General features: G+C 42.1%; 6 protein-coding genes and 1 pseudogene. All 7 read right to left on the bottom strand.

Translation table 11 applies throughout. The features are described from left to right. Positions 1–119: 119 nt before the first annotated feature. Positions 120–329 (bottom strand): annotated as a pseudogene (locus QUB61_RS35675) (reverse transcriptase N-terminal domain-containing protein); the annotation flags it as partial. 703 nt (positions 330–1,032) lie between these two features. Further along, complete coding sequence (locus QUB61_RS35670) at positions 1,033–1,482, bottom strand: hypothetical protein (protein ID WP_333134617.1); 450 nt, start codon at positions 1,480–1,482, stop codon at positions 1,033–1,035. 3 nt (positions 1,483–1,485) lie between these two features. Further along, the gene (locus QUB61_RS35665) at positions 1,486–2,142 is read right to left on the bottom strand and encodes an ankyrin repeat domain-containing protein (protein ID WP_333134619.1); all 657 of its coding nucleotides are present in this window, start codon (positions 2,140–2,142) and stop codon (positions 1,486–1,488) included. 5 nt (positions 2,143–2,147) lie between these two features. Further along, positions 2,148–5,162: a polymorphic toxin-type HINT domain-containing protein gene (locus tag QUB61_RS35660; RefSeq protein WP_333134621.1), complete on the bottom strand. Its 3,015-nt coding sequence runs from the start codon at positions 5,160–5,162 to the stop codon at positions 2,148–2,150. 93 nt (positions 5,163–5,255) lie between these two features. Continuing rightward, positions 5,256–6,092, bottom strand: a complete 837-nt coding sequence (locus QUB61_RS35655; protein ID WP_333134623.1) for a hypothetical protein — start codon at positions 6,090–6,092, stop codon at positions 5,256–5,258. A 98-nt stretch (positions 6,093–6,190) separates the two neighbouring features. Next, on the bottom strand, positions 6,191–6,664 hold the full coding sequence (locus QUB61_RS35650) for a Coagulation factor 5/8 type-like protein (RefSeq protein ID WP_333134625.1): 474 nt from the start codon (positions 6,662–6,664) through the stop codon (positions 6,191–6,193). A 110-nt stretch (positions 6,665–6,774) separates the two neighbouring features. Next, a partial coding sequence (locus tag QUB61_RS35645; RefSeq protein WP_333190362.1) for an RHS repeat-associated core domain-containing protein occupies positions 6,775–9,770 on the bottom strand: 2,996 nt, incomplete at its 5' end.

Here is a 9,770-nt window from a genome sequence, read left to right as displayed (position 1 = left end):
GAATACTTGCCAAAATGGAACTATAGAGCCGTACCTCAAACTTAGTAATTCATCAAGTTATTTATTTTTCAGTCCATTATTCAGCGCAGATGCGCCTAATGTACGACCTCACGTCGCACGCCAGTATTATCTTGTGTGACCCGCCGTACTGCTATAGCCTTATTAGACCATGAATTAATCAAGGTCTTCTGAAGCTTCCGAACTGCTTTAACATCGCCACGTTCACTTGCTCGATAGATACGTTTTTGCAACTTGAACGTCAATCTTTCAGCTTTTCGCCAATTGATTTTGTTCCATTCCACCGTCAGGTTGTCCCGCGTTTTAGACATATTCATTGCGACTTAGTTTCCATCTTTGAAGATACCGTGTATCTGTCTGCATATCTCTGTCGTTACAGCAGAGCATTGGCTTCTGATACAATCCCTCTCTCATATATTATTCGTTAGCTACTTACTGGGCAATCGACCTGTTTCCAGAAATATATGAGAGTTACTTTGTTCCGAGTACACATTGTTAGAGTGTTTAGTGTGATGCTATCCACCGGGTTTCTGGGCGGTGCTTATAAGTCGAAAACATAATCGCTTATGCCCTATCCTTGCCTTTTGGCGGGCGTCTTAATCAGTCTTTACCGTATTTTACAACGGGTTTATTCTTGATTTAGCCGTTAGACCATCTAAATTAACGATGGTTCAGACACATCTTTGCTTTCGCTACACATGAACTCTTGCTCGACAGTTACCAGTTTCGGCTACCAGTAGTTCTGCTTTTTATCCCCGCTTTACCCTGTTGGTTGCTACCCAACAACATAGGGGATATGCTTTCACCGCAGCACTTGCGGGCTAGGACTATGGACTTGTGTATCCTGCACCTAGATATGTAATCAGTTGTCCTAATCGGTTGATTAGGCTAACCGTCCCTGAGTATTTCTACTCATTTAAGTTAAACGAATCGCACATGTTAAATTTATACTATCTGAATCGCTTTTTTACAGGGTAAGGAAAAGTTAGTTTGTGCTGAATATGTCGCACTTATTTACCGATTATTCTCGGAATTTTTTAAACAAAAATCATGTAAATCAGATATATTTACTTCCCATTCTGATATTTTTTTACCCTTCTTATTTACTGCTGGTCGCTCTTCAATATAGTTGTAAATATCTGCTTCGATAAAGGGCTGCTTTAAATTTCCTAAAAATAGGAGTTCATTACGGACACGGACTAGATCTTTATCACAACGTAAAACCCACCACTGGACGATATTAGATGAATTTGGGTCATACATATCTGTAATCAGAGATGAATTTACTTCGCCCATACATATTCTATTAATTCCAGTTCTCCATTGGTTTAAATATTGCTGTTGATTCCAATAAGACAAGGATGAGTGAAAGAACTCTCTAAATCCGCCAATAATTATTTCGCCAACTTGTATATTATTTCCTTGGCGTTGGAGGGAGTCTTGAATAAAACTAATAGAAAACATTTTTTAATCCTTGATTCGAGTTTTTGCATTTGAGTCGTATATGCCTAGTCTATTTCCTTGGAGATCGAAAATTTTCCAGCCCTGAAAAACATAGCAATCGTCAACAACAGGAGCATAATAACACGTGCGAGACCAAAATACTGGTTCGCCGAGGGAATAAGGCCTCAAAACTTTAACCGCTTCAGCTTGTCCCGATTCATAAGCCAGCGCGAGCGCATCCATGTTTTTCATGGTTTTTGTATTGTACTTAATCTTCACATCGATTCCACTTTCAATCAACAGTTTGGCAACTTCTGCATATCCTTTAAGGGCTGCTCCAAATAAGGGATTTTCCTGTCCGCCTCTGCTGACATCAAGAATTGCTCCGCAAGAGAGCAAATATCGAACTACTTCAAGATGTCCCTTAGAGGCTGCTGCATTTATTGGTGTAGTATATCCACTACTACCAGACTCGCTGCGTGCGTTGACATCTAATCCTTGCGAAACGAGATATTTGACAATTTCTAACTTTCCATGACTTGCGGCAAACTGCAGCCAAGTACCAAACACAGTTGTCATGTGTAAACGCTCTCTATCTGCTTCAATTAAAGCCACAACTCGATTCAAGTCTCCCTGTCGAATTGTATCCCACATATCCTTAACAAATGTTTTTTCAGCCATTGCTATTACCTCCTTGCTGCAATGTCTCCATGTTCCTGGAGAACTTCGACAATATCATCATAGCCTCCACCAGCAGCATCAACAGCTTTAAGCCTATCAACAATATCTTGCAGTGGTTTAGTTGCGTGTTGCCCTGGAACTCGATTTGGTGCCCAGGTAAGGTTCTCAGGTCCCAAAATCGGATCTATGCCATGTTTTATCAAAATATCTTGCCCTTCTTTAACTAATGCTTGTTGAACTGCACCTCTCCCTTTCTTGTACAAAATGTGATGGGCGTGTGGGTCTGTCATACCAGCAGGAGGGCCACCAATGTATCTCCTCAAGACTTTATTATAGTCAGCATTATGAACCAAAATCCCCAAATCGGAGACAAAATAAGTATAGAAATCTTCAACCTTGAAGTTGTAAACCTCAAACTTACCTTCCCGTTTCTCAACCCGATCGACATCAACAATCCTACCATCTTCCGTCTGCAACAACGCTCCAACAACTAAATCCTTCGCCTCAACCCACCCTTTATCCGACACCCAGAAAGGATGCTCACCCGTAGTAGAAATCACCTCCCCATCCACATAAAGGTCAACCAGTGCATCAGTTTCCCGCACAAAAGTATCCAAAACCTCCTTCACTTCAATCCCCCCAGGAGTAGTAGGGTCATCAGCAATCACCCAATCCCCAACCTGAATATCCTCAATATTCTTAATCCCCTCCGTAGTCAGAATCTCCGTACCAGCAACAAAACAATTCCCCGCTTTTGTGACCGCCTGTTGAGTATCTTTCAGGGCATCATTAACATCCTGAATACCATTTTTAGGTAAATTACTAGCACCCAATAAACCCTTAATACCCTTAATCGCCGCTATACCAAAAGGCACGTAAGCCGTCAGATTCCAAGCATCCTCAATCTCAAACTTACCATTATTTTGCCAACTCTGATTAAGATTATTAGTAGCAATCGCTGCACCATAACCATTGAATGCCGTATCTACCGCACCTAGCCCAACACCTACCCACTTCAAAGGCCCCATCGCAGTAGTAGCCCAAGTAGTAGCCTTCATCCCAGTTAGAAAAGAAACCCCAATCCCAGCCACATTTCCAGCATTGTAGAGCATCGCATGATTCGGTTCAATCTTATTCCCACTAGAGTATTCATAAACATCAGTTAAATAACCACTAGATACACCGTTGGCAAAACCCGCACCCCATTCTCCAAACATTCCTAAAACTTCTTCACCGCTAGCCCCATTCGCAACCGCACCAGCGATATATCCCGTACCGAAACTAACACCACCAATCGCAGCTAGTGAAGACATTGTACTCAGCGTAGCCATCACATCGCCCATCGTGAAATAGCCGCTGGGGTCAGTATTGCTAACCGGATTAGCATGAGCATATTGATAATCGTGCTGACTCATCGGGTCATCTAAATACCCAGGGAAAGCATCCTTAGAAATAAACCTTCCCAAACTAGGGTCATAATACCTTGCTCGTAAATAATCCAATCCAGTAGCACTATCCCGCTGTTCCCCCGCAAACTGGAAAGAATTACTAAAAGTCCCAGTTTGGTTTAACAATCCTCCAAAAGCATCATAAGTATAGCGGTCAGTTACCAAACCAACATTATCCGTAATTGCTCTAGTAGAACCCAATCCATCAGTGTGAACAAACCCTTCCCTACCATCATGACGCGACCTGACCAATCCCACACCCTGAGTATAATCAGCCTTAACCGCTCCCGTCGCATCGTACTCCATCAAGACCTCAGGTAAACTCCAAATTGGAGCCGTCAAATAATTCGTCCTGACCCCATTATTAATAGCTGCGACCCTGCTACCAAAAGCATCGTAGACAAACTGCGAGCCCGAGCCAGACGTACCGTTGTTCACCCCAACCAAGCGATTCTCACCATCATTAATCCAGTCATAAGTAACAGTCTCAGTTCCCGACCACCGAGTTTTTAGGGAACCATTCTTATCGTAGGTAAAGTCTGTTACCTTCGGACCTTGCGTTGTACTATAGAGGCGATTGTTCTTATCGTAATTATAGGTAGTTGGCCCTTCTAAAGTATCAGTTTTGGTCAAGCGATTCCCCACCAAGTCATAGCCATAGCCAAGAGTCCGATTTCCGACAGCAGCATCAGCAATCTTTTCCTCCGTCAACCGATTGAGTTCATCGTAGGTGTAATCGACAGTGCGACCGTTATATTCTTCAACCTGCTTGCGATTGCCAACAGCATCAAGAGTGTACTTAAAACCAGAGAAAGGAGTACCCGTGACGTTTTTAGTTGTTAACTCAGTTAATCGGTCACGGGTATCGTATTGGCGCGATTCTACCGAACCGTTCGCAAGTTTAGTCTGAATGAAGTTACCAACTTTATCGTAATCGTAATCTGCTAAAGTGCGCTCTCCCTCCTTGACTGTATCCAAGCGATTGAGTTGGTCGTAACCGTAGGTAGTGGTTCCCGCCCCAGTTGTCAACGAAGTAATATTATTTAACAAGTCATAGCCGTAACCGACGGTTTTCAAGTCAGGCGTGGTAGTTGTTTCTAATCGGTCGCGAGTATCGTAAGCGTATTGCGTTACACCGCGTCCATCTTTGACAGTCCGCAATTGCGACGTAACAGGGTCATAGGTATAAGAAACGGGCGAGATTCTGGGGTCTGTGAATGTTTTTGTGTCTAAACGTCCGAGGGTGTCGTAGGTATAGTTAATCGTGGATCCGTTAAAATCAGTTTCGCTAAGGATTTGCCCGAATTTATCGTAGACTGTTTGATTCCGCTGTCCCATTGGCAGAATGGTTGCTTTTGGGCGGAAAAAGTCATCGTATTCAAATTTGGTGACGTTTTTGTTGGCATCTGTAATCTCGGTTAATCTTGCCAAATTGTCGTAGGTGTATAGAGTTTTAGCTTTATTTGCTTCCTCAACTTCCGTTAACAGACTGAGATTGTCGTAAGCGTATTTAGTTGCGTGTAAATTCTCATCGGTGACGCTGATGATGCGACCAAAATCGTCGTAACCCATCAAGATTTTATCGCCATTATGGAAAGTTGTTTCAACTTTCTGTCCCTATTCATCGTATTTATAACGGATGCTGTGATTGAGTGCATCGGTAACTCAAACTAAATTGCGACGCTTGTCGTATTCAAACTCCGTGCGTTCGTTCAGGGCATTAATAACCGCTTGGATTTGGCCGTAAGCATCGTATTCGTAAGTGGTGGTTTGGTTGAGTTCATTAGTCTCGGTTTTAACCCGTCCTTGTTCGTCGTAGGTCAGCGATAAGCTAGAATTGTCAAAAAAGATTGTTTCTTTAATTCGCGCGAATTCATCGTAAACATAGCGAGTTGTATGATTTTTGGAATCATCAGTTACTGACTCAACTTGTCCGCCTGAGTTGTATTTGTAAGTGGTGTAATTACCAAGAACATCTTTTGAACGAATTAGTTGACCGATGTCGTTGTAAAAATACGCCTCATTATTGCCGTAAATATCTGTTTGAGTTTTGATACGACTGGCTGCTGAGTATTCCGTTTTGACTCTCTTGTTGTCATCCCAAGTCAGGGGCGTCAAATCCGGTAGAATTGTTTCTGCTAGACGACCTAACTCATCGTAGATATAGCGGGTTTCTAATCCAGTAGTCGAAACTTCTACAATCAAGTTATTGGCAGAGTCGTATTTTTTGATGACTTTGGGATTGTCGCTGCTGTTATTTGGTGTATTGTCGGGTAAGGTAATTTCATCAATGCGAGTTACAACTGAACCAACAGACGATGCAGTTGAATTGTTATTTTGACCGGATGTTGGCGGCAATTCGTAGCGATAGGAAGTTATATTTCCCAATGGGTCGGTCATTGATGTAACCCGTCCCAAGGAATCATAACTCATCGATTGATTGTTACCTTGGGAGGTTCTGCTAGCAATGGTTTTACCTTCGGAGTCGTAGTCATACTCCATATTCTTACTTGTGGGACGATCCAGGATACCAAAGTAATCGCTGGGTTCGGGGAAACTAGATAAACATTCCTCAGAATAATAGAAACAACCGAGAAGTATTATATTCCCCAATGAAGAATAAAATACTCACCCCTAGTTGCTTGATTAGCATAAGTAGCCAAAGTTTTTAATTTATTAACTAATATATCTCTTTGGAACTCAATATTTTGGTAGTTTCCTTTCGTCTCTAATCCTTGATTATCGATATCTTCTACCCATGAACCAGTTAAATTGAATTTAGTAGGAGCTTTTGAAAATAAATTTGCCCAGGATTCCATTACATGATGAAACATTTTCGAGCCTTCTTTATTGATTATTGTTATTCCATAATAATTTAATCCATAGATTTTAGTTATTTGAGGTGTTTCTGGGTTAAAACTAGGTATCCATTGTAATGTGTCCCAGATGTATTGAACAAAATCATCGTGAAGTTTGACATTAGATTGTTTGCGAATGTAGTTGTTTAGATAATCAGTATCTGCATATTGGTTATAGTCAAACTCTTCTCGGATTAGAAAAAATTCATGAATCATCTGTTTTCTCCATTATTACTTTAGTTAAGCGAAACTTTAAATGCAAAAGTACAACACAGTATTGATTTTAAACTTTAATACACCTCCTGTCAAAGAAGCATATATTTTGATTAATAGTAATTATCCCAATCATCAGTCGATCCAAAAGATATGATGCGACCACCTGGCTCTAAATCTATAAATCTACCATTTTTTGAATACCTTTTAACGCCCGGTGTTGCTCCCGATACAGGCATAGGTTTAACTCCTTTTTTTGCTGTCCTCTTGAATTCAAGGGCTTTTCTCAAATATTGTTCTGGATCTGTTGCATTTACTCGCTCATAGTGTTTATTGTAATGTTTTAAAAACCCCTCAAGAGAATTACTGCTAGAACCTGGATGCCATGCTTCTTCAACTTCTTCTGCAAATTTAGCAAAGGAATTTGCAGTAGGACGAAGTTTTGAAATTAAACGACTTAAAGCTTTATTAATAAGCCAAAAAGCAGCAGGACTCGCTAATCCCGTAGCAACAACTTTAAGAATATCACTAATAGCATATTCACCATCATTTAAAGTAGCTCCGATGAGATACTGTCCACTCTCCCACTGTATGCCAGCTAAAGTGTTAGCAATATCCGCAGCCGCTTGAGCCTCACCCGCACTAAACAAACCAGTAGGGTCAGTATACGTGACTGGATTAGCATTGCCATAAAGATACTTATGCAGCGACATCGGATCTTCAAAGCTACCTTCATAAGTATCCCGTCTCGTAAACCGCCCACTATTTTGGTTGTAATACCGCTGTCTCAAATAATATTGCTCTAAATCCTCATCAAATTGTTCTCCTGCAAACAAGTAGTCATTTTCTACATTACCAGAAGACGCGATCGCATTCCCAAACGCATCATAACTATAACTATCAGTAACATTCCCACTCCCATCAGTCAACCCCCTCGTACTGCCCAACCCATCCACCAAATAGAACGAATCAGCACTCCCCCTCTCCTGACTAATCAAATCCAACCCATACACATAACTAGCACTCAAAACATTATTAACACTCTCCTCCAAAACCTGAGCATAATCCCGATTCTTATCAACCAAAAACTCAGTAGTCACCCCATTAACAGTCTTACTTACCCTCACTCCATCCGTATCGTAACTGTAAGAAATCGCATCCCCATTAGAGCTTTGTACCCCAACCAAACGATTCTCTTGATTCCAATCGTAAGTTACGGTTTCACCAACACCCGCAGCATCTTTCTTAGTTCGAGTTTTAGTATTCCCATTATCATCGTACCCGTACTTAATGCTGCCAACAAGCATTCCATTCTGCCACAATTCCTCCGTCTTCAACCTGTCATTATCGTCGTAGGTATAACTCGTCACCCCACCAAGAGAATCAGTCTTCGTCAACCGATTCCCCACAGCATCGTAACCGTAACTAACCGTCCTCTCAATACCTCCCCCTGCAAAGATTGTCTCTTTTGTCAAGCGATACAAATCATCATATTCATACTCAACCTGGCGCCCGTTTTGTTCCGTAACAACCTTGCGATGCCCGACAGGATCTAACGTATAATCAAAGCTTTGAAGCGGCACCTTATTTTTTTGATACTGCAACAACTTCAACCGATTCAACTCATCGTACTTCCGAGTTTCAACCACTTCATTCGGTAATTCAGTTCGCTCTAAATTCCCCCCCGCATCGTAGAAATATTTCGTTTCAGCTAAATCCGGGTCAATCACTTTCTCCAAGCGATTTTGCTCGTCATACTCGTAAGTCGTCACCCCATTCGGAGTCCTTACTTCAGTACGATTTCCCGCATTATCGTACTCATACTCAATCGTCGCCCCGCTTGCCAAATAAGGGTCATCCGGGTCAATTCTCGATACCAACCTGCCCAATTCGTCGTAATTAAAAGTAGTCGTCCCCCTGGCATCATCAACAGTCTTAAGTTGTCCGCCACTCGTGTAAGTAAAAGTAACCGGAGATTCACCGCTACCAGCAGCAAACTGCTTGGAAGTCAAACGATTTTCAGCATCGTAACCGTAGGTAACAGTATTGCCGTTAAAATCAGTTACCGTCTTAACATTTCCTACCTCATCGTAAGTAGTAACCGACCTTTGAGTTAGCGGTAACTCTACGGCTACCCGACGACCGTTTTTATCGTACTCGAATTCAGTCGGTTGGGTTTCAGCATCCTTCTGCAAAATCAACCGCCCAGCTTCATCGTAACCGTACTCGGTTCTCAAATTAATTGGATTGGTTCCAGCTTGGTTCAAAGTCTGCACGACAGCAGTCAATCTACCCAAATCATCGTATTCGTATTTGACTGTTTTTCCAGCAGCATCGGTAGCAGAAATGCGGCGTCCCAAAGAGTCGTATTCAGTCTGGGAAGTTGGATTGTCTAATTGATTGTTGGGAGTAGTATCGGGATAAACAGTCTTCACCAACCGTCCCAAATTATCGTACTCGTAACGAGTTATCCAACCTAAAGCATCGATAGTAGCGACAGTCCGTCCCGAGTTATCGTATTCTGTCTTTGTTCGAGGATTGTCATCCGACTTATCCGGAGTGTCGTCGGGATAAATAACCTCTACTAACCGACCGTTATTATCGTAGCGGTATTCGGTACGATTTCCCCTTTCGTCGATTTCAGCTTTGACATCACCATTTTTGTAATATTCAGTTTTGCTGCGAGGATTGTCAGACAAGAAATTAGGTGCAATGTCAGGATAAATTACCTGCGTCCAATCAATTGTAGCAGGAGTTTTACCGGGCGCGATCGCACTTACCAACTGAGCCAGCGTATCGGTTTTATCCGCATAAATCGTTTCAACTAACCGCCCCGCATCGTCGTAATTGTAGTGAGTTGCGTGCTTGTCTGGGTCGATAGTTGCCCGCAAACGTCCGCCCTTATCGTAAATGTTAATTGTACGGGGATTGTCAGCGGGATCGCTGAGAGTATAGTCGGGATAAATCGTTTCAACAAGCTGACCTTTACTATCGTAGCGGTATTCGGTTTTATTGGTGCGGGCATCGATAACGGCAATTTGATTGCCGTTACCATCGTACCTGTACTCAGTTACTTTGCTTTCAGCATCGGTAACTTTTTCAACTTTAC

This window comes from Microcoleus sp. C2D2, assembly GCF_036702495.1.
GTDB lineage: Bacteria > Cyanobacteriota > Cyanobacteriia > Cyanobacteriales > Microcoleaceae > Microcoleus.
Note: the sequence above shows the minus strand (reverse complement) of the source record. Positions and strands in the feature narration are given on the sequence as shown.

Bases quoted from the DNA above. Each gene is read 5' to 3' on its own strand.
- QUB61_RS35670 (WP_333134617.1), bottom strand. From the start codon at position 1,482: ATGTTTTCTATTAGTTTTATTCAAGACTCCCTCCAACGCCAAGGAAAT.
- QUB61_RS35665 (WP_333134619.1), bottom strand. From the start codon at position 2,142: ATGGCTGAAAAAACATTTGTTAAGGATATGTGGGATACAATTCGACAG.
- QUB61_RS35660 (WP_333134621.1), bottom strand. From the start codon at position 5,162: ATGGGTTACGACGATTTTGGTCGCATCATCAGCGTCACCGATGAGAAT.
- QUB61_RS35655 (WP_333134623.1), bottom strand. From the start codon at position 6,092: ATGGAGTATGACTACGACTCCGAAGGTAAAACCATTGCTAGCAGAACC.
- QUB61_RS35650 (WP_333134625.1), bottom strand. From the start codon at position 6,664: ATGATTCATGAATTTTTTCTAATCCGAGAAGAGTTTGACTATAACCAA.